Genomic DNA, 25,580 nt, shown 5'->3' on the forward strand with positions numbered 1-25,580 from the left:
ACATGCCAGCCGCAGCCCGTACCGGTGATCCCACCAGCCACGGCGGTCTGATCACCACCCCGCCGCCCGGCGCCGCCGCGGCGGTGGCCCGGGTGCTGATCGGCGGCCGTCCCGCCGCCGTCGTCGGCAGCCTGCACACCTGCCCGATGCCACCGCACGCGGCCCTGGGGCCGGCCAATGTGGTGCTGCCCGACCCGGCCGCGCTCGCCACGGGCACGGTCCTCATCGGCGGGGTGCCGGCCGCGCGGGCGGGCGACCGCACGGCGTGCTCCGGGACCATCCTGACCGGTGCCCCGAACGTCCTGATCGGGGGCGTGTGATGAGCGAGCGGTTCATCGGCCGGGGCTGGGCGTTCCCGCTGCGGGTCGGGCCGACCGGCGGGATCGGCATGGTCGAGAAGGAGCGGGAGATCGAGGAGGCGATCCGCCTGGTGCTCGGCACCGCGCCCGGCGAGCGCCCCATGCGTCCCGAGTTCGGCTGCGGCATCCACGACCACGTCTTCGCCCCCGGCGACGGCGCCACCGCCGGACGCGTCGCGCAGCAGGTGCGCGAGGCCCTGGAGCGGTGGGAGCCGCGCATCGCGGTGGACGAGGTGGTGATCGCCTTCGACGCCGTCGAGGACGGCACCCTCTACATCGACGTGCACTACACCGTGCGTTCCACCAACGACCGGCGCAACCTGGTCTTCCCCTTCTACACGATCCCCTCCGACGAGGGGGCCGAGGGACGGGGCGCCGACTGATGTCCCTGCCCTCCCCCAACCTGGACGACCGGCGGTTCCAGCAACTCGTCGACGAGGCGAAGCGGTACGTGCAGCAGCGCGCCCCGGAGTGGACCGACCACAACGTCTCCGACCCGGGCGTCACCCTGATCGAGACGTTCGCCTACCTCGTGGACCAGCTGCTGTACCGGCTGAACCGGGTCCCGGACAAGAACTACGTCGCGTTCCTCGACCTGCTGGGCATCCGCCTGTTCCCGCCGGCCGCGGCCGTGGCCGAGGTGGACTTCTGGTTGTCGGCGCCGCAGCCCGACACGGTCGAGCTGCCCGCGGGCACCGAAGTGGCCACCGCACGCGGCGAGACCGACGACGCCGTGGTCTTCACGACCACGGACGTGCTGCACATCGTGCCCAGCGAGTTGACGCGTCTGGTGACCGCGTTCCGCAGCGGTGAGCAGACCGACCGGACCGGGACGCTCGCCGAGGGCCGCGACGTGCCCTGCTTCCAGGCGACACCGGAGCCGGGCGACGCGCTGCTGTTCGGCCTGCCGACGGCGGTGCCCCGCTGCGTCGTCGCGGTGCGCCTGGACAGCCGCGTGGAGGGCGTCGGCGTGGACCCGCGCCAGCCCCCGCTCGTGTGGGAGGCCTGGGACGGCGGCGGTTGGCAGGTGTGCGAGGTCGGCACGGACACCACCGGTGGACTCAACCGGCCCGGCGAGGTCGTCGTGCACGTACCGGCCGGTCACACGGCGTCCGTGGTCGGCGGGACGCGGGCCGGCTGGCTGCGCTGCCGCGTCACCGACGCGGAGCCGGGCCAGCCGTTCTACTCGGAGTCCCCGACGGTCCGCGAGGCGACGGTGTTCACCGTGGGCGGCACCATGTCCGTCGAGCACGCCGAGACCGTGACCGACGTGCCGCTCGGCACCTCGGAGGGGGTCGCGGGGCAGACGTTCCGGATCGGCCGCCCGCCGGTCCTCCTCGACGGCGAGCCCCCCGTGGTGGAGGTGTCCTCGGCCGAGGGATGGCAGCGCTGGGAGGTGGTGGAGCACTTCGGCCGCTCCGGGCCCGCCGACCGGCACGTCCGCGTGGACGCCACCACCGGCGAGTTCGGCTTCCCTCCCACGCTGCGCGAACCGGACGGCACGCTGCGGCAGTGCGGTGCCGTGCCGCCCAAGGGGGCCCGGGTGCGGGTGGCCCGCTACCGCACCGGCGGCGGCCCGGCGGGCAACGTCGCCCGCGGGGCGATCTCCGTGCTGCGCAGCTCCGTTCCGTACGTCGCGCGGGTCGTCAACCGGGAGGCGGCGCGCGGCGGCGTCGCCGGCGAGACCGTCGCCAACGCCAAGTTGCGGGCGCCGGACGCGCTGCGGATGCAGGAGCGCGCGGTGACCGCCGAGGACTACGAGATCATCGGTCGCCAGGCCGCCCCCTCGGTGCGCCGGGTCCGCTGCCTGCCCGCCGCGGACGGCGCGGGCGCGGTACGGGTCCTGGTGGTGCCGGACGCGGTCGCCGACGAGGGCGACCGGCTCCGCTTCGAACAGCTGATCCCCTCCGACCAGGTGCTCCGGGCGATCACCGCGAGCCTCGACGAGCGGCGCCTGATCGGCACCCGCCTCGTGGTGGAGCCACCGGTCTACCAGGGCGTCACCGTGGTGGCCCGGCTCACGGCGGCACCGGGCGACACCGACCGGGTGCGCGACGCGGCGCTCACCGCGCTGTACCGGTACCTCGATCCGCTGCACGGCGGTCCGGACGGCACCGGGTGGCCGTTCGGACGGCCGGTGCAGTACGGGGAGGTGTTCGGCGTGCTGCAGCGCGCCGGCGGCGACGCGCTGGTGGAGGACGTCCGGCTGTTCCCCGCCGACCCGATCACCGGGCGGCGCGGCGCGCCGGCCGACCGCGTCGACGTGGCCGTGGGCGCGCTGGTCTTCTCCTACCAACACCAGGTGGTCGTCACGGCCGCCGAGCCGGGAGGACGGGGATGAGCCGCGCCGCCGTACCCGATCTGCCGAGCAGGCACCCGATCGGCGAGCAGTTGCCCGGCCTGTACGCCGACGACGACCTGGCGCAGCGGTTCACCGCCGGGCTCGACACCGTTCTCGCACCGGTCTTCGCGACTCTCGACAACCTGCCCGCCTACCTCGATCCCCGGGTGGCCCCGGTCGACTTCCTGGCCTGGCTGGCGTCGTGGGTGGGGGCCGTCGACGACCCGCAGTGGCCCGTGGAGTCGCGCCGCGAGGCGATCGTCCGCGCGGTGGAGTTGCACCGGTGGCGCGGTACCCGGCGCGGTCTGGTCGAGGGCCTGCGGTTGGCGCTCGGCGTGCACGCCGAGGTGACCGGGGACGGCGGCGCGGCGTGGTCGAGCACCGCCGGTGCCGACCTCCCGCCGGAACCCCCCGCCGAGGTCCTGGTCCGGGTGTGGCCGGGCCGCGGGACGCGGGTGGACCCGGACCGGGTCCGCGAGATCGTCCGGGCCATGTGCCCGGTGCACACCGTCTGTCGGGTGGAGTTCCTGCCCGGCCCGCCCGCCGACGAAGGGAGATGACGTCATGCGCGCGTGCCCCACGTGCGGGGCGTCCAACGACCCGGGGGACGACTTCTGCGGCAACTGCGGCACGTACCTGGGCTGGTCGCACACCCCGCCGGTCCCGAGCACGTCTTCGAAGCCCCCGGCCCCGCCGGACCCCGCCCCGGCGCCCGCGCCGCCCCCGGCGGACGGGCCCGGCCGGGAGGAGACCGCGCCCCCTCCCCCGCAGGCAGGCCCCGACGACGCCCGCACCGGGCCTCCCGTCCCCGCGCGCCGGCCGACCGCCGACGCCGGGGGGAGCGCCGCCGGCGACGAAGCTCCTCCCACCGCGGCGTCGGGACCTTCCGGGTCCGGGCCCGCCGGGCCCGGGGCGGGGGCGCGGCCACCGCGGGCCCGAACCGCGGCGTCACCCTCCACCGCCCCGCGTCCTCCGGCTCCCCGGAACGAGTCCGGCCCCCGGCCCCCGGCCGTCCCCGCCGGCGAGGCACCGGCGCCGGACCCCGTACTGCCCGTACGCCCCGCGAAGCCGGTGGCCCCGCGCCCCGTCGTACGGTCCGCGGCGGTGCCGGACGTGGCGGCGGGGGCGCCCTGCCCCACCTGCGGCACGCCCAACCCGCCGGACCGCCGGTTCTGCCGGCGCTGCGCGACCGTGCTGGTCCCCACCGCCGCGCCCGCCGCGCTGCCGTGGTGGCGGACCCTGTGGCCGCCCCGCCGCCGGGTGCGGGCGCACTCGGGCCGGGCGGTGCGGCTGCTGGTGATCCTGACCGTGGTGGTGGCTCTGTGCGCGGGCGGTTTCCTGCTGCTGCCGGCCGGACGCGCCCTGCTCGAGGACACCCGGGACAAACTGAGCGGGGCCAAGCCCGTGACCCCGGCGGCCACCGAGGCGAGCGCCGAGGTATCCGGGCACCCGGCGACGAACACCACGGACGGGTTGAGCAACCGCTACTGGGGCGCGCCCGCGCCGGGCGCCTCCATCACCTACACCTTCCGCGAACCGTTCCGGTTGGTCGACCTGATCGTCACCAACGGCGCGTCCACGTCTCCGGAGGACTACGCCCGCCAGGCACGCGCGCTCCGCCTGGAGATGGAGGTGACGACACAGGACGGCACGGAACACCACGAGGAACTCGTCCTCAGCGACAAACCGGGCCCACAGACGATCCCCACCGGGATCAGCGACGTGAAGACGGTGCGCCTGGTCCTGCGCTCGGCCGTCGGCCTGACCACGGGCCGTCATCTGGCCCTGGGCGAGGTGGAGTTCTTCCGGAGAGGCTGATCCGGCACCCGGTCGGCAAGGCCGAGAGCGGGCGCACCCCGCGTCACGGACGCCGGCTTCGCCGTGCGTGTCAGGCCGACGCCCCGACGGCCGAGCCCGACCGGGCCGCCTGTCGTGCGACGCGGCGGCGGCGCGTCGGCAGGCCGAGGGTCGGGTGGGCGACGCCCCAGGCGGCGCCCTTGCAGACGAGCTCCTTGTAGACGGCGGCGAGCCGCCCGGTCAGGGCCGCGCCGACGGCTCGGTCGTCGGCGGTGACGTACTGGATCAGGCCTTCCTTGCGGCCCAGCGAGACGCACTGGTTGAAATAGCGGATCGGCACGTTCGGGAGCTTTCCGCCGGTCAGGCGCGCCGCGATGGCGTCGGCGGCCTGCCACGCGGTGGGAAGGCCCGAGGCGCACGACATCCGCAGCGGCTTGTCGCCCGGACCCATCGCCAGGGCCGCGTCGCCGACGGCGTACACGTCCGGGTGCGAGACCGAGCGCATGGTCACGTCGACCACGATCCGGCCCGTGTCGGTGACTTCCAGGGTGGTGGCCCGCGCGATCGGGTGGACCGCGAAGCCGGTGGTCCACACGGTGACCGCGGCCGGGACGACCCTGCCGTCGGCGGTGGTGACGCGGTCGGCCTCGACGCCGGTGACGGTGGTGTGCTCGTACACGGTCACACCGAGCTTGCCGAAGACCTTCCGCAGGTGCCCACGGCCCTTGTCCGAGAGCCGGTCGCCGAGGGCGTCGCGAGCGGCGAGGGCGACCGCGAGGTCCGGGCGGGCCTCGGCGATCTCGGTCGCGGCCTCCAGCCCGGTGAGACCACCGCCGACGACGACCACGGGCTGCCCGGCGTCCAGACCGGCCAGCCGCTCGCGCAGGCGGAGCGCCCCGGACCGGCTCGCGATCTCGTAGGCGTGCTCGGCGACGCCGGGCACGCCCTGGTCGTTCCAACCGCTGCCGAGGGCGTACACGAGGGTGTCGTACCCCACCTCCTCGGCGTCGCCGTCCGCGTCGACGACGGCGACGGTCCCGCGGTCGACATCGACACCGGTGACCTCGGCGGTCCTCGGTTCGACGCCGGTGCCCGCGAACATCTCGCCGAGGGACCGGGACCTCAGGTCCTGACCGACCGCGAGTTGGTGCGTCCGGACGCGCTCGACGAAGTCGGGCTCGGCGTTGACGAGGGTGATGGCGACGTCGTCGCGGTGCAGCCGCCTGGCGAGGCGGCCGGCCACGGTGGCTCCGGTGTAGCCGGCGCCGAGAACGGTGATGCGGTGCTGCATTTTCCTGCTCCTGTCTGCGGGGGCCCGTCGCTCGTCCCGAGCGGTTTCGCCCCTTGAACCGGGCAGCGCGCCGTTTCCTGACAGGAACGCTCTGTGAGGCGGCTCACAGTGGGCTCGGAAGCGCCTCACACCGAGGTCAGAAGACGCGGAACAGGGGTTCCCCGTGATCGGCGGACGCCCACGCCTCGGTCGCGCGTTCGAGCTTGTCGGGGTTGGCCTGGTTGCGGAGCGCGGCGATGCCCTCGGGGGTGATCTCCAGGCACATGACACCGACGACCCGGCCGTCGACGACCGCCACGACGGCGGGGCCGCCGTTGGCGGTCGCGACGTGGATCTCGGGTGAACCGCCGACCAGGGCGCGCTTGGACCGTGCGGGCTTGAGCAGGCCCCGCATGAACTTGGCGACCGCGAGGGCACCCTCGACCGGCTTGGGACGGGCCGGGATCTTCCCGCCGCCGTCGCCGATCGAGACGGCGTCGGCGGTGAGCAGCCGCACGAGCGGCTCGATCTTCCCACTGGTGGCGGCCGCCAGGAACTCGTCGACGATCCGCCGGGCGGCGGCCTCGTCGGTCTCGGTGCGGGCCTTGCCGTCCGTGATGTGCTTCCTGGCGCGGTGGAGGAGCTGCTGGCTGGCGGCCTCGGTGAGGTCGAGGATCTCGGCGATCTCCCGGTGCGGGTAGTCGAAGGCCTCCCGCAGCACGTACACCGCCCGCTCGTTGGGGGACAGCCGCTCCATGAGGGTGAGGACGGCGTACGAGACCGACTCGCGCTGTTCGGCGGTGTCGGCCGGGCCGAGCATCGGGTCCCCGTCGAGCAGCGGTTCGGGGAGCCACTGGCCCACGTAGGTCTCGCGCCGCGCGCGGGCCGAGGCGAGCTGATTGAGGCACAGGTTGGTGAGCACCTTCGTCAGCCAGGCCGCGGGGACCTCGATGCGCTCGACGTCGGCGGCCTGCCAGCGCAGGAAGGTCTCCTGCACGGCGTCCTCGGCCTCGCTCGCGGAGCCGAGGAGGCGGTAGGCGATGGCCTCCAGACGGGGCCTGGCGGCCTCGAACCGGTCCACGTCCTTCGGGGTCAGCGGCATGCCCCGGATCCTAACGGGCCCGTGCACGGTCGACGACGAGGCACCGGGGCCGCCGAAGCGGCCGGCGCTCGAACCCCTTCGGGGACCGACGCACGTGTCCGAGCCGTGCCGCGTCGAGGCCATCCGGTCCTCGGCCGGTCGGCACGCGCCCGGCGGTCACGCCGACATGGCCCGCTCACCGTTTTCGGTGCCTTCCGCACAGGCGGCGGCCAGGTCGTCGAGCGACAGGTGCAGGACGTGGGCCAGGGCCGCCACGGTGAAGAAGGCCGGGGTCGGGGCTCGGCCGGTCTCGATCTTGCGGAGGGTTTCGGCGGACACCCCGGCCGCCGCTGCCACGTCGACCATGCTGCGGTCACCGCGGGCCTGGCGGAGCAGGGCCCCGAAGCGCTCTCCACGTCGCCGCTCCTGCGGACTCAAGGGAACTCTCACCATGCCCGTGATACTAATACCGGTATAAGTATTGGGCAGCATCGCACGGCGGGAGTCACGGCACATGGTGGAGATCAAGACCGACACGGCACTGGAGGCGATGCGGGAAGCCGGCCGCGTCGTGGCCCACGCACTCGCGGCCGTCCGCGCGGCGGCGGCTGTGGGCGTCCGCCTGCGCGAGCTCGACGAAGTCGCCCGCACCGTCCTCACCGAGGCCGGGGCACGCTCCCCGTTCCTGGGCTACCGGCCCTCCTTCGCCCCGACCCCCTTCCCCGCCGTGATCTGCGTCTCCGTGAACGACGCCATCTCGCACGGCATCCCCGACGACTGTCGCCTGCGCGACGGCGACCTGGTCGGCGTCGACTGCGGAGCCGAACTCGACGGCTGGACCGGCGACGCCGCGATCAGCTTCACCGTCGGCACCCCCCGCCCCGCCGACCTCGAACTCGTCGCCGCCACCCAGCGGGCCCTGGACGCCGGCATCGCCGCCGCCACCGTCGGCCGTCGCATCGGCGACATCTCCCATGCCGTCGGCACGGTCGCCCGCAAGGCCGGCTGCGGCATGCCGGCCGACTTCGGCGGCCACGGCATCGGCCGCCGGATGCACGAGGACCCCCACGTCCCCAACCACGGGCGCCCCGGCCGCGGCTTCCCCCTGCGCCCCGGCCTCACCCTCGCCATCGAACCCATGCTCATGGCCGGAGGACGCGACGACTACCGCACCGACCCCGACGGATGGACCCTGCGCACGATCGACGGCAGCCGAGCCGCCCACTTCGAACACACCGTCGCCATCACCGAGGACGGCCCCCGCATCCTCACCCTGCCCTGACCTCGGATCCACCCGTTCCCGGCAAGGGGCGCCCCCGCCGTCCGGCGGGGGTGCCCCTTGCCCGACGGGGTTTCCGTGAAGGACAGTGGCGAGCGTCCGGTCGTGACCATTCGAGCCGTTCCGGCCCACGGTCGCGGACCCTGGACACGCAGAGCGCCCCTCACAGGAAGGACACCCGCGCGTGCGCACTCTCCACGTCGTGACCCATCCGGAGGCGACCCACCACGTCGAGGGAGTCGTCGGCGGATGGCACGATTCGCGGCTGACGCCCGCCGGTGTGCGCGCGGCGGCCTCCATCGCCCGGGCGCTACGGACCCGGATACCGGATGGCGCCGAAGTGGAGCTGTTCTCCTCGGACCTGCGGCGCACCCGGCAGACGGCCGAGGAGATCGCCGAACTGTTCGGCGTGAGGCCGATCCCGGACCGCAGGCTGCGGGAGAAGTCCTACGGGGTGGCGGAGGGAAGGCCGCAGGAATGGCTGGACCGGCGATTCGTCCCCCCACCGGCCACCGGAGAGCGGCTGGAGCACGACGAGGGCGTGGAGGGCGCCGAGACCAAGGCGGCGTGGGTGCGGCGCGTCTACGCGGCCATGGACGAGATCCTGCGGCGCCCGTGCGAACACCAGATCATCGTGACGCACGGCGGCTCTCTGACGTTCGTCGTGGCGGCCTGGATCGGGATGCCGATCGAGTCGCTCGGTCACGTCGGTTTCCGGGCACCGTCCGGCAGCATCACCACGCTGCGCGAGGACGACTTCTTCCACAACCGTCAGGTCGCCGACCTCGGCGACACCCGCCATCTCGACGCCGTCGAAGCCGACTGACCTCCGCTCGGCCCGCGTCGACGGCCCGCCGCCCTGCTGGTCGGCGGCGTTCCCCGGGCGTTCCCCGGACTCCGGCTCGACTTCCGGGTGAGGTCGCGATCCGCGACGACCGAAGAGCGGGCGGACCGCAGGCTCCGTCACGGCCCTCCCCGGTGCCGCCCGGTGACGGACCGTCACCGGACGGCACCGGACGGCACCGGAGGTTCGGCCTCAGTGGTCGAGGACGGCGTCGACCTCCACCTCGACGAGCCAGTCGGGGTCGATGAAGCGTGAGACCTCGACGAAGGTGCACGCGGGACGGACCGACGCGAACCGCTCTCCGTGGGCTTGCGCGGCCTCCTTCCACCGGGTCACGTCGGTGAGCATGACGCGAGTCCGCACGACGTCCTCCAACGACGCCCCCGCTGCGTTCAGCGCGGTCTCCGCGATGTCCAGGCACCTGACCGTCTGGGCACGGACGTCGCCCCGCCCCACGGTCGTGCCGTCGTCCCCGATGGGGGCGGTACCGGAGACCACGACGTAAGCCCCTTTGCGGACCGCCCGCGAAAACCCTATCTGCGGTTCGAGTGGCGACCCAGAACCGACCGTTTGCCGAATAGGTTCCATCGCCTCATGATCCCAGAACGACGTACCCCCGGAACAGCCCCCGGCCGGGACCGCGGCCCCCGCCGGCGCCGCCGGCTCCACCTGCCGGTCCATGGGCCACCCATGCGTCGCCGTTGGACGGTGGGTGATCGCCCCGGCGGGAGCCCGCCGCGTGGTACCGGGTGCCCACCGCCGAGAGCGCCGGCGAGGAGTGGCCGGTGGTTCGAGTCCGCCGAACGACCGCGGTCCGTACCCTGACGGTGTCGAACGGTGTCGGACGGCGGGGCCCGGGGTGGGCGACCGGGCCGAGGACCGGCGTTTTCGAGGAGGGACCGGCATGGCCTTCATGGCCCGCTTCGTCACACACGTCGAGCTGAGCGACGTCGTCACGGACCCTCGGCAGATGTCGGTGTCGGCACGGTTGGAGGCCGAACTCGCGGACGGCCGCAGCCTGACGTTGCTCGACGACCGAGGCTGGTCCTCCGCGCTGCACGGCGGTGGAGAGGATCGGCCGGCCGACATACGCTCGTACACATCGATCGAGGAGATCGAGACGACGGCCCGGATGGTGGTCGGGCCGGACGAGCCGACCGACGGCCGCACGCACGAGGAGGTGGCGGCCGGCCACTGGGCCCGGCTGGCGGAGACTCTCGGCCGGCAGGGGGTGGACGTGGACGCGCGGGAGCTGGGGCGGTTGCCGCACGACGTCGTGCTCGGCGAACGCCTCCGCGCGTGGATCGCCGGGGAGGATCGTCCCTAGCCTCCCGGGCGGGCCGCGGCGCCCCGCCGAGGGCGTCGCCGCGGCGGGTGACCGGCGCGATCACCCGCTGTCCGCCCCTCGCCGCTCGCGCTCGGCCGCCGGGCACGTTGCGCAACGGGCCGAGAGCAACGATTCTTTCTCTTCGGCCGACGACCGTTCCCGACGGTGGCCTCGGCCGAGGAGCGAGCCGTGGCCTCGGCCGGTACTCACACGACGGACACCCGGCTGGAGGGCATCGGTGACCGACACCGCCGGCGGTCCTCCGCTCGACCTCCCGACGCGCCCGGACGCGCCGCCGGAGAGCGGTGGGCGCCCCCGCGTCGGCGGACCCCGGCCCGAGCGGGGAGAAGACGGTCGTCGTGCCCGTCGAGGCCCACCTCGGCCGGAAGGGGCCGAAACCGTGTCCCCTCGGCCCTCCGTGACCGGCCGGCCTCCGCCCACGCCGTCGGCCACCTGACCTCGTCGGAACGCGGAACGCCCACCCCGCCGTGGCCCGGCGCCCCCCTCGCCGCACTCCGCGCGGGCTCCGACGGCCGCGACCGGACGGCCCGTCCCTGACGGACGAGGGGCCGGGAACCACGCCGGCAGCCCCTCGCCCGCCGGGCCGGTGGACCGGTCCAGCGGACCGACCCACCCGGCGGCCCGGCCGGACCGCGAACCGACGACGGCCTCCTCCACGGAGGCGGCCGCCCCTCCCCTCCCCGAAGCAAAGGCCAACGAATGACCTTCACGTCCTACCTGGAACTGCACCGGCGCTACGCCTCGCGGGCAGCCGCGGAGATCGACACCGCCCTCGAAGGGCTCGGGCCGTCGGCGGACAACATCAGGAAGTCGATCGCCGCCCTCCTTCGGCACCAGACGTTCAGCTACCCCCTGGACGTACTGCCCCTGCTGGTCCACGGTGCCGAGACGGGCGATCCCGAACCGGCCCTCCCACTCGCCGCCGTGCACACCCTGTGGTGGACATCGGCGTGCTACTTCGACGACCTGGCCGACGGGAACGGCACGGCCGCCGCGGGACGGATCGGCGCAGGAGAGGCGACGCTCGCCTCCGTCGTCGGCGGACACCTGCTCCCCTTGCGGATCGTCCGATCGCCACGGATACCGGAGCCGGTCCGCGGCGCGCTGGTGGACGAGATCGTGAACTGCGGGATCCTCGCCGCCGAAGGGCAGTTGAGAGACGTGAACGGGACCGCGGAGAGCGCCACCCGCGGCCTGGTCGTCACCGCCTACGAGGGAAAGTCCAGCGCACCCTTCAGCATGATCACGGCAATGGCCGCGATCCTGGCCGGCGCCGAGGCGGGCAGAACGGAGCGGTGGCGAGAGTTCGGCCGTGTCTTCGGTCTGCTGTGGCAACTGTTCAACGACCAGGAGGACATCCTCTCCGGCCGGAACGAGGACCTGCGCAACGGCACCGTCACCTACCTGCTCGCCTGCGCCCTGGAGGAGGCTCCACCGACGGAGCGGGAACGCGTCCTGAAGCTGCACGCCGCGGCGCCGGGCTCCGAGCGGGCCAGGGCGGACCTCGTCCGCGCCCTCCTGGCACCCGACGTCCTCAGCCTATTCGGCGACGACCTCGGAGCGTTCCGGGACGAGGCGCATCGCGTCCTGGACGACCTGGGCGGCCACGGCGCCTGTCCGCCGATACTGCGTCGGCTCGTGGACATGGCCGGTCGGATGCTCCTGTCCCCCGTGCCCCTCCCGGCGGAAGCCGCCGACGGCGACCGGCGGCGCCACGCGGGTCGATCGTCGGTGTGAGTCCTTTGACGGTGGGACGGACGGGAGACCGGCCCGGCCGGCGGGCCGGGGGCCACGGCGTCTCGACCTCGAACTCCGGTGACGTTCCCGGGCGTTGGCCGCCACACAAGACGGAATAGCGTATTCCGCAACCGTACAGAACCTTGCCAGTCCATCAGACGCCACCCTATCCTCACCGAAAGAAAGCGCTTTCCCGGTCTGTGACGATCGTTCCGGTGAAAGCGACCATCGCGACACCTGCCATGACCTCGCACGTGAGCCGCCACCGATACGGCGCGAGGGTTTCACCCGGGATGCCGACGGACCACGGAACGAAAGGGCGTACGCCACGACGAAAACGCACCGCGCCGTCCATCGCGGTTCCCGCGGCGACGACTTCCCCTGACAGGCGGCCGGCCACGCCGCCGGCTCCGGAGGTCGCCCCGCACCGGCGTTGGCGTCACACCGACACCGCCTGACGGCACGACCGGCCGAGCAGGCGGGAACACGACCGCGGTGACCTCGCGGCCGACTCCGAGGCCCCCGGGCTCCGGGCCGCGACGGGAAAGTCGCCACCCCGGTCCCACCGGGAGAACACCCGCTCCCGGGCCGGTCGGTGACCCGTTCGACGACAGGACGGCACCCTCGGCACGCGAATGTCATGATCATGACATAAACCGGCACCACCCGACGTTGGACGACGAAACGAGAGGCGAGAATGAGACGATCAGTCGCACTGCGACTCTACGCGGGGCTGGCCACGATGGCCCTCGCGGCCGCGACCGGCGCGGTCCTGTCGACGCCCGAGGCATCGGCCGCGACCGGCAGCGCCACCGGCTACGCGTCCCAGAACGGCGGGACCACCGGCGGCGAAGGCGGACGAACGGTACGGGCCACCACGGGGACCGCGATCCACGCGGCCCTGTGCGGCCGGGCCGACAGCAGCACCCCGATCACCATCGAGGTCGAGGGGACCATCAACCACGGCAACACCAGCAAGGTCTCGGGCGACAGTTGCGACACCGCGGCCGACAGGATCGAGCTCAAGCAGATCAGCAACGTCACCATCGTGGGTGTCGGCAGCGGTGCCGTCTTCGACCAGCTGGGCATCCACATCCGCGACGCCAGCAACATCATCATCCAGAACGTGACCGTCCGGAACGTCAAGAAGTCGGGCTCGCCCACCTCCAACGGCGGCGACGCCATCGGCATGGAGAGCAACGTCCGCAACGTCTGGGTCGATCACGTCACCCTGGAGGCGTCGGGCGGGGAATCGGAGGGGTTCGACGGCCTCTTCGACATGAAGAACAACACCCAGTACGTGACCCTGTCCTACAGCATCCTGCGCAACTCCGGCCGCGGTGGACTCGTCGGATCCAGCGAGAGCGACCGCTCCAACGGCTTCGTCACGTACCACCACAACCTGTACGAGAACATCGACTCCCGCACCCCCCTGCTGCGCGGCGGCATAGGCCACATGTACAACAACCACTACGTGGGCATCAACGAGTCCGGCATCAACTCCCGGGCCGGCGCCCGCGCCAAGGTGGACAACAACTACTTCGAGGACTCCAAGAACGTCCTGGGCACCTTCTACACCGACGAGGCCGGCTACTGGCAGGTCAGCGGCAACATCTACGACAACGTGACCTGGTCCGGCTCCGGTAGCGACAGCAACCCCGCCGGCCCCGATCCGCGGTCCAACACCACCGTCGACATTCCCTACTCCTACGCCCTCGACGACGCCGCCTGCGTGCCGAGCGTCGTGAGCCGGACGGCGGGGGCCGGCACGGGTCTGCGCGTGTCGAACGGCGACTGCTCGCCGCAGACACCGGCACCGACACCGACCACTCCCGCGCCGGACCCCACCACCCCCACGCCGACGCCGACCCAGCCCGGCGGGACCAACCTCAGCATCGGGGCCGGCTCCGACGGCTCCGGCAAGGCCGACGGGACGAGCTACGGCAACGTACGGGACGGTGAGATGAGCACCTACTGGTCACCGACCGGCTCGACCGGTTCCATCTCGATCAAGTGGGGCTCCGCCACCACGGTGTCCACGATCAACATCCGGGAGGCGGCAGGCTCCGAAGGCACCATCGGGTCCTGGCGGGTCGTCAACCACGACACCGGCGCCGTCCTGACCTCCGGCGACGGGGCGGGTGTCATCACCTTCCCCCGGACCTCACTGCGCAAGATCACCTTCGAGATCACCGGCTCGACCGGCACCCCGAAGGTCGCCGAGTTCGAGACCTACGCCGGGTAGCGGAGGCGGTCCCGCCGCCCGCCCGGGTCCGCCTCCTTCCGGGCCCGTCCGGCAACGGCACCGGGACCGTCGCCCGCCGCAGCCGTCCCCGGGGCGGGGGCCGTCGCACCGACGGCCCCCCCCCGCCGCGACCGGCCCGGCCGGGCCGGTCGCCTCCGGGGATGCTCCTACCGGATGAGAGCGGCGGTGGGCACCCTGGTGAAGGTGAGGGTCTCGTAAGGGGACTCGGCGCCCTTCTCGTACAGCACGCCCACGGTGTCCCGGTCCAGTTGGACCAGGTCGGAGTACGCGGCAGGCCCCGCCGTCAGACGTGGCCCCTCCTGCCAGGTGCTCCCCTGGTCGAAGCTGAGGCGCAGCGTCATCGCCCTGCGGGCCTCCGGATCGGCCGGTCCGGAGAAGACCAGCAGCGGCGGGAGGGGCGGCCGGGGTTCGACCCACAGCACGCCGCCGTGCACCACGGGCCCGGTCAGGTGGGGCTGGGGGCGGTAGGGACTCGACAGGGCCGTGCCGCCCGGCTCCAGACGGGCATCGGCGCGGCTCGCGGTCGAGGTCCCGCTCTGGTTGCGGACGTTGCTGTAGATCACCCCGCTCGGCAGCTCGGCGAGGGCGTTCTCCTCCAACCGCAGGTCCTCGTCCAGCGGCTGGGCCACATAGCCGGTGTGCCAGGTCTCTCCCCCGTCGTCGCTGTACAACGCGTGGGCGCCGGAGCGGTGGGTGCCGGCCGCCGTGCGGTAGCTGTGGTTGGCCGGCACCAGCAGGCGTCCGGGGCGCGGGCCGTGCCGTAGGGCCAGCGCGTGGCCGGGTCCGGTCCCGTACCAGTTCCAGTGTTCCGGCTTGACCTGTTCGGTGATCTCCCGAGGCGGTGAGAAGGTGATGCCGCCGTCGTCGCTGTGCTGGACGAACACCCGGCGGTCGCCCATCACCCCGTGGGCGTTCCGACAACTGAGCAACACGATCCGACCGGTCGCCGGATCGAGGACGGGCGAGGGGTTGCCGATGGTGTCCCGCCCGGCGTCGGCGACCACGCGCAGGGGGCCCCAGGTGCAGCCTCCGTCGAGCGACCGGCGCGCCACCACGTCGATGTCGCCGTCGTCGGCGAGGGAACGGACGCGTCCCTCCGCGAAAGCGACCAGCGCGTCGGGCCCGCCGACCTCGCCACCGCCTCGTGCCTCGATCACGGCCGGAACGCGGAAGCCGCGGTACCCCTCCATGCCGGAGGCGAACGGCACCGACTCGGTGCAGGCATCGGCCGCGGCGGCCGACCGCGCCGGCATCTCCGCGGCGAGGCCGCTCAGCAGCGCCAACAGGACGATTCCCACCGTACGACGAGGAGAGGTGAACACGGCCCCACCTTGGCCGACGGCCACCGCGCCGCGGACGGCGGCGCGCCGTACGCCGGGACGCGGTTGCGCGGCATGGACCAGCCCACGCCGCCAAGTGGCCCACCGGCCGGGGAGGTCGCCCCGGACCGGCCGTGGCCGGGTCGGGCGGACCGCTGCCGGGCGCCATGGTCGAACAGGTGCGCATGGAGTTCCCCGCCCCCACCGGGCCTCCTGCCGCGCGGTCCCTGTCGCCGGACACACGGTGACCGGGGTCCGCCGCCTCGCTCGCCTCGCTCCGGGGCGCGGTCGCCCCGCCGTACGGGGCGACCGCGTCCCGCCGTACGGGTGGTGCCGCGAGCACGGCCGTTGCGGCCTCCGCATCCCCCTGCTGTCCTGCTGGGACCGACAGGGGAACGGCCCCGTCGCCACACGGAGGAACCATGCCCGTGACCAACGCCCCGCCCGCGGGGCACCCGGTCTCCCTCGGCCCCGCGGCGTTCCTTCCGGCACCGTTCACCGGCGCCGCCCGGTGGGGGGCGGCCGAAGCGGCACCCTCCGGCCCCGCGGACGGTCTCGGCATCGCCGACGTCCCCCGCACCACGGCCGCCGAGGACGGGGAACTCGTGCACGGGTTCGGGGAGGCGCTGCGGCGGCGGCGGGAGACGTCGATCGGGTACCCGGTCAACCTCGACCTGGACTACCGCGCCTTCGGCGGTCTGCTGGACGTGCTGTGGAACACCGTGGGAGACCCCGGGCCGGGAGACCCGTTCCGTCCCGACCGACAGCCGTTCGAGCGTCACGTGGTGGGCTTCCTCTCCCGTCTGGCGGGGGGCGATCCGGCCCGCACCTACGGCTACGTCACCAGTGGCGGCACGGAGGGCAACCTCTTCGGCCTGCACGCCGGTCGACAGCGCCTTCCTCGGGCACCCCTCTATCACAGCGCGGCGGCACACCACACGGTCGCCAGGGCCGCCGCGTTGCTGCGCATGGAGGCCGTGGCCGTTCCCACCCGGCGGGACGGGAGCATGGACGTCCGGGCACTGCGGGGCGCCTGCGAGCGGCGCGCCGGGCGGGGAGCCGTCGTGGTCGCCACCGTCGGCACCACCATGCTCGGAGCCATCGACGACCTGCCCGCCGTCCGTGCGGCGACCGAGCCGGCGGGCGAGTGCCACCTGCACGTCGACGGTGCGTTGGGCGCCCTGGTGGCCGCCTTCGCCCCCAACCCGCCCGCGTGGGGCTTCGACGGGGGCGCCGACACCCTCGCCATCAGCGGGCACAAGCTGATCGGCGTGCCCATGCCCTGCGGAGTCGTCCTGGCCCGGGGACACCTGGTGCCCTCTCCCGACGCGACGGGCGAATACCTCGACGCCCGCGACGCCACCCTCGCCTGTTCGCGCAACGCGCTCGCGGCGGTGTTCCTGTGGTACGCCCTCAGACGGTTGGGACGTGTCGGACTGGCCTCCCGCGTCGCCCGCTGTCTGTCCGTCGCCGCGTACGCCGAACACGGCGTCCGTGCCCTCGGGAGGCGCTGCCTGCGCAACCCGGCCTCGCTCACCGTGGTCTTCGACCGCCCCGCGCCCTCCGTCTGCCGCCGATGGCATCTGGCCACCGAGGGGCCCTTCGCACACCTCGTCGCCATGCCGCACGTCACCCACGAGATCGTCGACCGCTTCCTCGGCGATCTGGCGCCGTGACGGAGGGGCCGGCCGGAACGACCGCGGCATGGGCGAGGGCGTGCGCGGGGCTCCCGCCACCACCGCCGTCACCACCGCCGTCACCACCGCCGGGCGTCACCGGGGCGTCACCTCCGTCGCGGACGGGCGGTCAGGCGTCCAGGGGGCGGCTCAGATAGGGCGCCATGAGGCGGCGGAAGCCGGCGGACGGCCCCAGTCCCAGCTCGCTGCGGATCATCCGCCGGAAGATCTCGTAGTGCCGCAGGGCCTCGGCGACGTTGCCCTCCGCCAGGTGGATGTCCACGACACTGCGGTGCGCGCTCTCGCGCAGCGGCTCGGCCTCCACCGCCATCATGGCGGACTCCATGGCGGCGGCGAGCCGGCCGCCGTCGCGCAACCGGTGGGACACGGCCTCCAGCGCGTGCAGCCGGGTCTGGCGGAAGTGCTCCCGGGCGACCAGCAGCCAGCCTTCCGTCCAGTCGGGCAGCAGGTCCTCGCCGAGTCCGACGAGGACCTGCCGCGGCACCGGTTCGATGTCGCGTGACGACACGAGGGACGCGGCGTGCCGCTCGGCCGTGTGCAGGTCGACCCCGACGGTCGGGGCGAGTGCGAGGCAGCTTCCGCCGATGTCGACCAACCGGTGGGGTCCGCTGCTCCGGGACAGTCGCCACAGGGTCGAGCGCAGGCTCGCTCCCGCGCGCTGGACGGGCAGGTCGGGCCAGAGCGTCGAGGCGGCGGACGACCTGGTCACGCCCTCGTGGTGCAGCGCCAGCAGTGCCAGCAGCCGCTGCACGGCGGGGCTGAGGGCCATTCTCCGGGACCGGACCTCCAGACGGAAGCGGCCCAGCAGGGCCAGGTGCGCCTCCCACTCCACCGTCTCGGGGCGGAGCTGCCGCGATGTGAGGACGAAGGAGGATGTCATGGGACCTCTCTTCGGAAGGAACCGATGCCGCCCGGGTTCCGCGGGCCCGTGAGACGGACGGGGTTCCCGCTCTCGGGCGCGTCACACCCCTTCGGTGCCCCCGGCGGAGACGGGGCGGTGACGGGCGCCGCCTAGCGTCCGAAGGGCGGGGCACGCTCGGGCTCGACAGCGCACGTCCGCGCTCCGCCACGACCGAGAACCGTCTCGTCCGGAAAGCGAGAGCACAGATGTTCCGACACACCCGGCAACTGCAGTTCGAGGCGAAGCCGGAGAAGCCCGACCCGGTCTACGCCCACAAGCTCCAGGAACTCGTCGGCGGCGCCTACGGCGAGATGACCGTGATGGCGCAGTACCTGTTCCAGGGCTGGAACTGCCGCGTCAAGGGCAAGTACAAGGACCTGATCATGGACATCGCCACGGAGGAGATCGGCCACGTGGAGATGCTCGCCACCATGGTCGCCCGTCTCCTGGAGGGCGCTCCCGCCACCGCGACCACCAAGGTCGCCACCTCCGACCCCGCCGTCGGTGCCGTGATGGGCGGCATGGACCCGCAGCAGGCGATCATCGCCGGCGGTGCGGCGCTCCCGGCGGACAGCAACGGCTACCCCTGGAACGGTCGCTACGCGGTGGCCAGCGGAAACCTGCTGGCCGACTTCTACGCCAACGTCGCGGCCGAGGCGCAGAGCCGGCTCCAGACCGCGCGCCTGTACAACATGACCGACGACCCCGGCGTGAGGGACATGCTGAAGTTCAACCTCGCCCGGGACACCTACCACCAGAACCTGTGGCTCGCGGCCATCGAGCAGCTCCGCGAGGACGCTCTGGAGGACGTCGTCGTTCCCGGCGGTCTCGCGGACGAGGAGCACCGTGAGCACGCCGCGACACTGTGGCACCTGTCCGACGGCGAGGCCGCCGCCGCGGGCCTGTGGGCCTCCGGGCCGACCCCGGACGGCGAGCACGAGTTCAGCGTGCTCGCCGACGCCCGGCCCCTGGGCGACGAGGCGTCGCCCCCGCCCCCCGACCCCGCTCTCTTCTCCACCTACGACGGCGGCATGGGGCAGCCCCGGGGCCCGGCCCTGGGCACCGAGACGGGTCTCAGGGGCAAGCTCAGGGACACGTTCTCGTCCGACGAGTGAGACCGGCGCGGGCCCCTCCCACCGCGGGACGGGGCTCGCCCGCCCACCCGAGAGGAGGCGGGAGGACCATGAGCGCCCGAGCCCCCGCGCACAGGACGGTTCCGGCGACGGCCCCCCGGCGGCGTCCGCGTCCCGTCACCGTGACGCTCCTGACCCTGTACGTCGCCGCGGCGGCCGTCGGCCTCGGCCTCGGCGGAACGACCGAACGCCTGCTGGGACTGGCCCTGCTCGCCACCATCGCCCTCAGGCTGGCGCCCTACCGCCGCGCGGCACGGTGGCCGGAACGGCCGGAAGGATGCGCCCCACCGGCCGCCGTCCGGGCCCGCGCCACCGGGGACGGGGGTCCGACCGATGCTTGACCCGCGGCAGCACCAGGAAGCGTCCCCCTCCACGTCCCTGCCCACGTCCCTGCCCACGCCCCTGCCCACGCCTCCGTCCGGCCTCCCGGCGCCGGGACCGGCGGCCGGCGCGTCGGACCCCGCCGCCGCGGCCCCGGGCACCGGGGCGGACGAGCGGGGAGCGCGGCGGCACCCCGGCCGGTGGACCGTCGTGGCGATGCTCGGCCCGGCGTTCGTGGTGTCGGTGGCCTACGTCGACCCGGGGAACTTCGCCACCAACATGACCGCGGGCGCCCGGTACGGCCCCTTGCTGCTGTGGGTGATCGCGCTGGCGAACGTGGTGGCGATCTTCGTCCAGTACCTGGCGTGCAAGGTCGGTGTCGCCACCGGTCGCGACCTGCCGGAGTTGTGCCGCGAGCACACCCCCCGGCCGGTGTGCCGGGTGTTGTGGATCCAGGCCGAGCTGGTGGCCATGGCCACCGACCTGGCCGAGTTCGTCGGCGGGGCGGTGGCCCTGTACCTGCTGTTCGGCATTCCCCTGGTGCCGGCGGCGTTCATCGTCGGCGCCGCGTCCCTGCTGCTGGTGGTGCTCGCTCCCGAGGGCAGGCGGCGCTTCGAGATGGTGATCACCGGTTTCCTGCTGGTCATCCTCGCCGGGTTCCTCTACCAGAGTCTGCGGACCGGCTCCTGGAGCGGAACGCTGACCGGCCTGCGGCCGAGGTTCGCCGACACCCAGAGCGTCCTGCTGACCACCGGCATGGTCGGGGCCACGGTGATGCCGCACGTGATCTACCTGCACTCCTCTCTGAGCCGCCGACACGGCCGTACGTCCCCGGAGCGCAAGCGGCTGGTGCTGCGGGCCAACCGCACGGCGATCCTCGTCGCCCTGGGCACCGCCGGCCTGGTCAACGCGACCATGCTCACCGTCGCCGCCGCGGCCTTCCACGGGGGAGGCCCCGCGGGGTCCGCCGCCTACGAGACCCTGGAGCAGTTCCACCACGGCCTGGGCACCGTGATCGGCCCCGGCGCGGCGTTGGCGTTCGCCCTGGCCCTGCTGGCGTCGGGACTGGCCTCGTCGGGCGTGGGCACCTATGCGGGACAGGTCGTCATGCGGGGCTTCCTGCGGCGCCGCGTCCCGCTGACGCTGCGCCGCCTGATCACGATGGGCCCGCCGCTGACCGTGCTCGCCCTGGGCGTCGATCCCACCCGGGCCCTGGTGCTCAGCCAGGTGGTGCTGTCCTTCGGCATCCCCTTCGCGCTGGTCCCCCTGATCGTCTTCACCGCCCGACGGGACGTCATGGGCGACCTGGTGAACCGCTCCGCCACGACCGTCCTGGGCACGGCCGTGGCCTTGGCGATCACCGGCCTCAACCTCTTCCTGGTCCAGGACGTACTCCTCGGCTGAGTCCGACGGGCACCGACCGCTACCGCGCCCGCTGCCGCGCGAGTGCCTGCCCGATGACGCGTGCGCCGTCGGGGAAGGCGCCGGGATTCGGCCCGGAGTAGTTGAGCCGGAGGTAGACCCCGGTCGGTTCGGCGGGGAACCACTCGTCGCCGGGAGCGATGACGACTCCGGCCGCCTCACAGTCCCGGACGAGGCGCGCCGGATCGGTGGTGTCCGGCAGCCGGACCCAGATGTGCAGCCCTCCCTGCGGCACGGATTCGAGGCGGGCGGTGGGCGCGTGTTCCCGGAGCGCGTCGACGAGGAGATCCCGGCGGGCGGCGAGTTGGTGGCGGAGGTTCCGCAGGTGGGTGCGCCAGGCGGGCTGGGTGACGACGTCGAGCGCGGCGGCCTGGAGGACGCCGCTGACGTACAGGGACTCGGCCTGGGCGTCGGCGAGGATGCGCGTCCGGGCCGGACCGCGGGCGACGACTCCGGCGACGCGGACGGCCAGGGAGACGCTCTTGGTCAGGGACCGCAGGTAGACGACGTGCCCGTGGTCGTCCCGAGCGGCGATCGGGACCGGGTCCGCGGCGATGCCGAAGTCGTGTGCCCAGTCGTCCTCGACCAGGAACGCGCCGTGCTCGCGGACGACGTCGAGGACCCGGCCGGCCAGGTCGGGGGTCCATCGGGCGCCGCTGGGGTTGGCGAAGTTCGGCTGGGCGTAGAACACGCGGGCTCCGGTCCGCTCGAACGCCCGTGCCAGCTCGTCGGGGTCGGGGCCGTGCGCTCCGCTGGGGACGGGCACGACCCGCGCCCCCGCCTGCGCGGCGGCCAGGATCGCGCCCCAGTAGGTCGGTGACTCCATCAGCAGCGGGCGGCCCGCGCCGACGAGGGCCCGGAAGGCGGTGTTGAGCCCGCTCTGGCTGCCGGGGAAGACGACGACGTCGCTCGGTGTCGGAGGGGTGAGCCCGACCGGCGTCATGGCGCCGAGTTCGGCCGCGAACCACGACTGAAGCTCCGGCAGTCCCGCGGCCGGCGGCCGGCGGACCGCGGCGTCGCCGCGGGCCGAGCGGGTGAGCGCGGCCCGCACCAGGCGCTCGGGCAGCAGGTCCCGGTCCGGGTAGCCCGAGTGCAGCGCGATCACGTCGTTCGGAGTGGTCCGCAGCGCCGCGGAGAGCCGCGGTACGCGGTTCTGCGGCGACCCGAGTGCCGCGGTCTGCCATCCGTAGTCGTTCGGTCGGGCCACACGGACGGCACGGACGAAGCTCCCCACACCGGGACGGCTCTCCACCACCCCCTGTGCCGCCAGGGCCCGCAGCGCCTTCTGCACCGTGACCGGACTCGCCCCGTACCGCGCGACCAGTGTCCGGGTGGACGGCAGCTTCGCACCCGGCGCGGCCGTCGCGATCCACTCGCGGAGATCGGCGACGATCCGCGAACTGCTATCGTTGGCCATGACACACAACAGTAGCGCTATCCCCGCCGGACCGTCGGCGCTATCCTCATCCCGCACCGGCCTCCGGTGGGGCCTGCTCGGGGTCGCGGCGTTCTCCTTCACCGTCCCGTTCACCCGTGTCGCCGTCGGAGGCGGCGGGATACCGCCGCTGTTCGTCGGCTCCGGTCGGGCGGTGATCGCCGCGTTGCTCGCGGCCGCCGCACTGGCGGTCACGAGGCAGCCACCACCCTGCGGCACCCAGTGGGTCCGCCTGGCGGTCGTCGCCGCCGGCGTGGTCGTCGGCTTTCCCGTGCTGACCTCCTTCGCGCTGACCAACGCCTCGGCCGGCCACGGCGCCGTCGTGATCGCGATCCTGCCGGCCGCGACCGCGGTGACGGCCGCGCTCCGGGGACACGAGCGCCCCCCGGTCCCGTTCTGGGCCATGGCCGCCGTCGGCGCGCTCACCGCGGTCGTGTTCGCCTCGGCGCAAGGGGACGGGCTCGGCGGCCTCCACTGGTCCGATCTGCTTCTGTTCGGTGCCGTCGTCGCGGCCGCGATCGGCTACGCCGAAGGCGGGCTCCTCGCCCGTGAACTCGGCGCCTGGCAGACCGTGTCCTGGGCGCTCGTGCTCTCCGCGCCGCTGACGACCGTCCTCACCGGCGTCTCGATGTCGCAGCGCCCCCCGACCGGCGCCCCGGTCGAGTGGGCGGCGTTCGCCTACCTCGGAGTGGTGAGCATGTTCCTCGGCTTCTTCGCCTGGTACCGCGGGCTCGCGATCGGACCGATGGCGCAGGTCGGTCAGGTTCAGCTCGTCCAACCCGTGATGAGCATCTGCTGGGCCGCGCTGTTCCTGCGCGAGCGACTCACCTGGCCCACCCTCCTGGGCGGTGTCGCCGTGGTCGCCTGCGCCGGCCTCGCCGTGCGCATCCGGTCGGGGCGCGGTACGGGCGCGGGCGCGAAGTGACGCACAGCGGCCCCCCGTTCACCACGGTGCTCACCGCCGCCGCACGGCCCGCGCGGCAGGATCCCGGCCGCGGTACCGGCCCGCGCCGGGATCCGCCCCGATCACCCCCGGCGGGAGCCGGACGCCGACTCGGAGCGACGGCGCTCCCGTCCGCGCCGGCGAGCGCCGCACTCCGTCGAGCCGAGGCACGGCGCCCGTCACCACCGGTCGTCCCGCCCCGGCCCCCTCCCGGGTGACGCGACGTCCCGTTGTCCGCTCCGGTCACCCCGCGGTGGCCAGGCGGCGCCGCAACTCCTCCTCCGAGACGTCCTCCACATGCGTCAGGAACACCCACATGTGCCCGAAGGGATCCTTGAGGATGACGGTACGGTCACCGTGGAACATGTCCTTCGGCGGTTGGAGGATCTCGGCGCCGGCGTCCCGGGCGCGCTCCGCCAGGCTGTCGACGTCCGACACGAAGACATGCAGTGTGACGGGCGTGCCTCCACCGAGCGAGGTCGGCGCGACGAAGGAGGCGGCCTCCGCCTCGTCCACGCTGACGTCGCCCAACATCAGCGTCGACCGTCCGACGGTGATCTCGGCGTGCAGGATCCCGCCGCCCGGAGCGTCGACCCTGAAGTCCTCGCGGGCGCCGAACGCCCGTTGGTAGAAAGCGATCGCCGCGGCGGCATCGTCGACCATGATGTGCGGGATCACGGCATAGCGGTAACGGTCGGGTATCTCGATGTCGGTCGCGTGCTCGGTCATGGCGAACCTCCTCGAAAGGCGCCGCGGGCCGGTTCCCGCGGCTTCACGGGGAAGCTAGAGCTTCAAGCGCGCTTGAGGTCAATCGCGTTCGAGGCACCTTCCGGCGTTCCTCCGGAACCGACGGGCCTTTGCGGACGGGCGACTTCAGGAGTGCCGGCCCCGCCCGGTGACGCCCGGATCGAAGTCGCGAGTCCGACCCCGACGCGTTCCGGAGTCGACTCACCGTCACCCACGTCCGTGGTCCGTGTCACACGCCCTGCCGTAAACCCGTGCACCACCTCCTTCGTCTCACCTGCCGAACGGCCCATCGCACCACTCGGCTACCGACCCATCGGAGCATGCGTGAACCGGACACTCGAACGTGCACTACAGGCCGCATCGGCGACGCTCGCCACCTCGGCCGTCATGGTCGGACTCTCCGCGCCGAACGCGTTCGCCGCCGAGAACACCTGGATCAAGAACCTGTCGAGCGGCGGGTGCGTCACCGCCCGGAGCGACGGGAACGTGATGGCCCTGGGCTGCAATGTCGGCGACCCGGCGCAACTGTGGGACCGGCGGGACGACAGAACCATCCGCAGGGCCCACTCGAACCAGTGCCTCGACAGCAATTCCGCCGGAGACGTCTACTGGCTGGAATGCAACGGCGGAAACCACCAGAAATGGCTGTACGAGGGCAGGAAGGTGAAGAACGTGGCCACCGGCATGTACCTGGCTCAGCGCCCGGGTTACTACTGGGTGGTAACCAACAGTAGCAGCACGGCCAACCGCTCGGACTGGGAATTCTTCGGCGGCTCGTAGCAGCCCCGCGGGCCCGCAGGCCCGATCACCGTGACCGGGTGTGCGGGCCCGGACGCCCGCCGCCCGCCCGGCCCGCTCGAAGGGCCCGGCGGGTCGGCCGCGTCAGGCGTCGGATCACCGACGGGTACGGCACCCGTCCGCTCGCTCACACCGCCTCGTCACACTCGGGGCCGGGATCGAAGGCGCCGAGGAGTGCGCCCACCACGACGAACACGGCCGCGACCAAGGGGGGCATGACCCCTCCCGCGCGGTCGATGTCATCGACGTGGTACCAGGAGACCGCGCCCCACAGCAGAGCGCCGACGTAGACCTGGAGATGGGTGCGCCGTTCACCGAGGACGCGCATCCCGGCCCACAGCACCAGGGGCATGAGGATCCAGGAGGCGAGGACGGTGGCACCGAACTCGTACAGGCCGGACCAGTCGTCCGGATGCTCGGACGGCCGGTCGCGGGCCCAGGCGAACCCGGCGCTCATGGTGAGGTGGCAGACCGCGGTGGCGACGGCGGTGACCACGGCGGCCTTGGTGACGCGTGCGTGTCTCATGATCACCTCCAGGTGA

General features: G+C 73.4%; 25 protein-coding genes. 16 read left to right on the forward strand and 9 right to left on the reverse strand.

Annotated features, from left to right (window positions below):
• The first annotated feature begins 2 nt into the window (after positions 1-2).
• From F0L17_RS01125 to F0L17_RS27290, 5 genes are all read left to right on the forward strand, one after another.
• A complete protein-coding gene (locus F0L17_RS01125) occupies positions 3-320 on the forward strand; it encodes a PAAR domain-containing protein (protein WP_155069342.1) in 318 nt (105 codons plus the stop codon).
• The gene (locus F0L17_RS01130) at positions 320-742 is read left to right on the forward strand and encodes a GPW/gp25 family protein (RefSeq protein ID WP_155069343.1); all 423 of its coding nucleotides are present in this window, start codon (positions 320-322) and stop codon (positions 740-742) included. The genes F0L17_RS01125 and F0L17_RS01130 overlap by 1 nt, the downstream gene beginning before the upstream one ends.
• Positions 742-2,700, forward strand: a complete 1,959-nt coding sequence (locus F0L17_RS01135; protein WP_155069344.1) for a putative baseplate assembly protein — start codon at positions 742-744, stop codon at positions 2,698-2,700. Before F0L17_RS01130 ends, F0L17_RS01135 begins: the two co-directional genes overlap by 1 nt.
• Positions 2,697-3,260, forward strand: a complete 564-nt coding sequence (locus tag F0L17_RS01140) for a phage tail protein (RefSeq protein WP_155069345.1) — start codon at positions 2,697-2,699, stop codon at positions 3,258-3,260. The genes F0L17_RS01135 and F0L17_RS01140 overlap by 4 nt, the downstream gene beginning before the upstream one ends.
• 544 nt (positions 3,261-3,804) lie before the next feature.
• The gene (locus F0L17_RS27290; protein ID WP_338017905.1) at positions 3,805-4,518 is read left to right on the forward strand and encodes a zinc ribbon domain-containing protein; all 714 of its coding nucleotides are present in this window, start codon (positions 3,805-3,807) and stop codon (positions 4,516-4,518) included.
• A gap of 70 nt (positions 4,519-4,588) precedes the next feature.
• Here the strand turns inward: F0L17_RS27290 and F0L17_RS01150 are convergent, their stop codons facing one another.
• The 3 genes from F0L17_RS01150 to F0L17_RS01160 form a co-directional block, all read right to left on the reverse strand.
• Positions 4,589-5,788, reverse strand: a complete 1,200-nt coding sequence (locus F0L17_RS01150; RefSeq protein WP_155069347.1) for an NAD(P)/FAD-dependent oxidoreductase — start codon at positions 5,786-5,788, stop codon at positions 4,589-4,591.
• Between the two features lie 136 nt (positions 5,789-5,924).
• Positions 5,925-6,869 carry an RNA polymerase sigma-70 factor gene (locus F0L17_RS01155; protein WP_155069348.1) on the reverse strand — a complete coding sequence of 315 codons (945 nt, stop codon included), beginning with the start codon at positions 6,867-6,869 and terminating at the stop codon, positions 5,925-5,927.
• Between the two features lie 156 nt (positions 6,870-7,025).
• Positions 7,026-7,301, reverse strand: a complete 276-nt coding sequence (locus tag F0L17_RS01160) for a helix-turn-helix domain-containing protein (protein WP_155069349.1) — start codon at positions 7,299-7,301, stop codon at positions 7,026-7,028.
• 61 nt (positions 7,302-7,362) lie between these two features.
• Here F0L17_RS01160 and map point away from each other — a divergent pair, with 61 nt between their 5' ends.
• Positions 7,363-8,130, forward strand: a complete 768-nt coding sequence (gene map / locus F0L17_RS01165) for a type I methionyl aminopeptidase (protein ID WP_155069350.1) — start codon at positions 7,363-7,365, stop codon at positions 8,128-8,130.
• 181 nt (positions 8,131-8,311) lie between these two features.
• A complete protein-coding gene (locus F0L17_RS01170) occupies positions 8,312-8,953 on the forward strand; it encodes a histidine phosphatase family protein (protein ID WP_162465638.1) in 642 nt (213 codons plus the stop codon).
• Positions 8,954-9,163: 210 nt separating this feature from the next.
• Here F0L17_RS01170 and F0L17_RS01175 read toward each other — a convergent pair whose 3' ends face one another.
• Positions 9,164-9,559, reverse strand: a complete 396-nt coding sequence (locus F0L17_RS01175) for a RidA family protein (RefSeq protein ID WP_155072984.1) — start codon at positions 9,557-9,559, stop codon at positions 9,164-9,166.
• A gap of 316 nt (positions 9,560-9,875) precedes the next feature.
• Here F0L17_RS01175 and F0L17_RS01180 point away from each other — a divergent pair, with 316 nt between their 5' ends.
• The 3 genes from F0L17_RS01180 (at position 9,876) to F0L17_RS01190 (ending at position 14,301) form a co-directional block, all read left to right on the forward strand.
• Positions 9,876-10,298 carry a hypothetical protein gene (locus tag F0L17_RS01180; protein WP_155069351.1) on the forward strand — a complete coding sequence of 141 codons (423 nt, stop codon included), beginning with the start codon at positions 9,876-9,878 and terminating at the stop codon, positions 10,296-10,298.
• Positions 10,299-11,018: 720 nt separating this feature from the next.
• Positions 11,019-12,056: a polyprenyl synthetase family protein gene (locus tag F0L17_RS01185; RefSeq protein WP_155069352.1), complete on the forward strand. Its 1,038-nt coding sequence runs from the start codon at positions 11,019-11,021 to the stop codon at positions 12,054-12,056.
• A gap of 697 nt (positions 12,057-12,753) precedes the next feature.
• Positions 12,754-14,301: a pectate lyase family protein gene (locus tag F0L17_RS01190; protein WP_155069353.1), complete on the forward strand. Its 1,548-nt coding sequence runs from the start codon at positions 12,754-12,756 to the stop codon at positions 14,299-14,301.
• Between the two features lie 167 nt (positions 14,302-14,468).
• Here F0L17_RS01190 and F0L17_RS01195 read toward each other — a convergent pair whose 3' ends face one another.
• The gene (locus tag F0L17_RS01195) at positions 14,469-15,644 is read right to left on the reverse strand and encodes a sialidase family protein (RefSeq protein ID WP_338017906.1); all 1,176 of its coding nucleotides are present in this window, start codon (positions 15,642-15,644) and stop codon (positions 14,469-14,471) included.
• A 419-nt stretch (positions 15,645-16,063) separates the two neighbouring features.
• Here F0L17_RS01195 and F0L17_RS01200 point away from each other — a divergent pair, with 419 nt between their 5' ends.
• Complete coding sequence (locus tag F0L17_RS01200) at positions 16,064-17,317, forward strand: histidine decarboxylase (protein ID WP_155069354.1); 1,254 nt, start codon at positions 16,064-16,066, stop codon at positions 17,315-17,317.
• 130 nt (positions 17,318-17,447) lie between these two features.
• Here the strand turns inward: F0L17_RS01200 and F0L17_RS01205 are convergent, their stop codons facing one another.
• Positions 17,448-18,218 carry an AfsR/SARP family transcriptional regulator gene (locus F0L17_RS01205; RefSeq protein ID WP_155069355.1) on the reverse strand — a complete coding sequence of 257 codons (771 nt, stop codon included), beginning with the start codon at positions 18,216-18,218 and terminating at the stop codon, positions 17,448-17,450.
• 227 nt (positions 18,219-18,445) lie between these two features.
• Between F0L17_RS01205 and F0L17_RS01210 the strand changes: the two genes are divergently transcribed.
• The 3 genes from F0L17_RS01210 to F0L17_RS01220 all read left to right on the forward strand — a co-directional run bounded on the left by F0L17_RS01210 (position 18,446) and on the right by F0L17_RS01220 (position 21,097).
• Positions 18,446-19,354, forward strand: coding sequence for a manganese catalase (locus tag F0L17_RS01210; RefSeq protein ID WP_155069356.1), 909 nt, complete (start codon positions 18,446-18,448; stop codon positions 19,352-19,354).
• 68 nt (positions 19,355-19,422) lie between these two features.
• Entirely contained in the window at positions 19,423-19,713 is a 291-nt protein-coding gene (locus F0L17_RS01215) for a hypothetical protein (RefSeq protein ID WP_155069357.1), read from the forward strand.
• Positions 19,706-21,097: an Nramp family divalent metal transporter gene (locus tag F0L17_RS01220; protein WP_155069358.1), complete on the forward strand. Its 1,392-nt coding sequence runs from the start codon at positions 19,706-19,708 to the stop codon at positions 21,095-21,097. The genes F0L17_RS01215 and F0L17_RS01220 overlap by 8 nt, the downstream gene beginning before the upstream one ends.
• Positions 21,098-21,116: 19 nt before the next feature.
• On the opposite strand, the gene F0L17_RS01225 is transcribed toward F0L17_RS01220, so the two are convergent.
• A complete protein-coding gene (locus tag F0L17_RS01225; RefSeq protein WP_155069359.1) occupies positions 21,117-22,532 on the reverse strand; it encodes an aminotransferase-like domain-containing protein in 1,416 nt (471 codons plus the stop codon).
• On the opposite strand from F0L17_RS01225, the gene F0L17_RS01230 reads away from it, so the two are divergent.
• Positions 22,531-23,475 (forward strand): DMT family transporter, encoded by a 945-nt coding sequence (locus tag F0L17_RS01230; protein ID WP_155069360.1) that lies wholly within the window; start codon positions 22,531-22,533, stop codon positions 23,473-23,475. The two genes, F0L17_RS01225 and F0L17_RS01230, sit on opposite strands and share 2 nt — an antisense overlap.
• A gap of 261 nt (positions 23,476-23,736) precedes the next feature.
• Here the strand turns inward: F0L17_RS01230 and F0L17_RS01235 are convergent, their stop codons facing one another.
• Entirely contained in the window at positions 23,737-24,222 is a 486-nt protein-coding gene (locus F0L17_RS01235) for a VOC family protein (protein WP_155069361.1), read from the reverse strand.
• Between the two features lie 342 nt (positions 24,223-24,564).
• Here F0L17_RS01235 and F0L17_RS27295 point away from each other — a divergent pair, with 342 nt between their 5' ends.
• Entirely contained in the window at positions 24,565-25,020 is a 456-nt protein-coding gene (locus F0L17_RS27295) for a ricin-type beta-trefoil lectin domain protein (RefSeq protein WP_155069362.1), read from the forward strand.
• A gap of 145 nt (positions 25,021-25,165) precedes the next feature.
• Here the strand turns inward: F0L17_RS27295 and F0L17_RS01245 are convergent, their stop codons facing one another.
• Positions 25,166-25,564 (reverse strand): hypothetical protein, encoded by a 399-nt coding sequence (locus F0L17_RS01245; protein WP_155069363.1) that lies wholly within the window; start codon positions 25,562-25,564, stop codon positions 25,166-25,168.
• Positions 25,565-25,580 lie beyond the last annotated feature (16 nt).

It is taken from the genome of Streptomyces taklimakanensis, assembly GCF_009709575.1.
GTDB classification, from domain to species: Bacteria; Actinomycetota; Actinomycetes; order Streptomycetales; family Streptomycetaceae; genus Streptomyces; species Streptomyces taklimakanensis.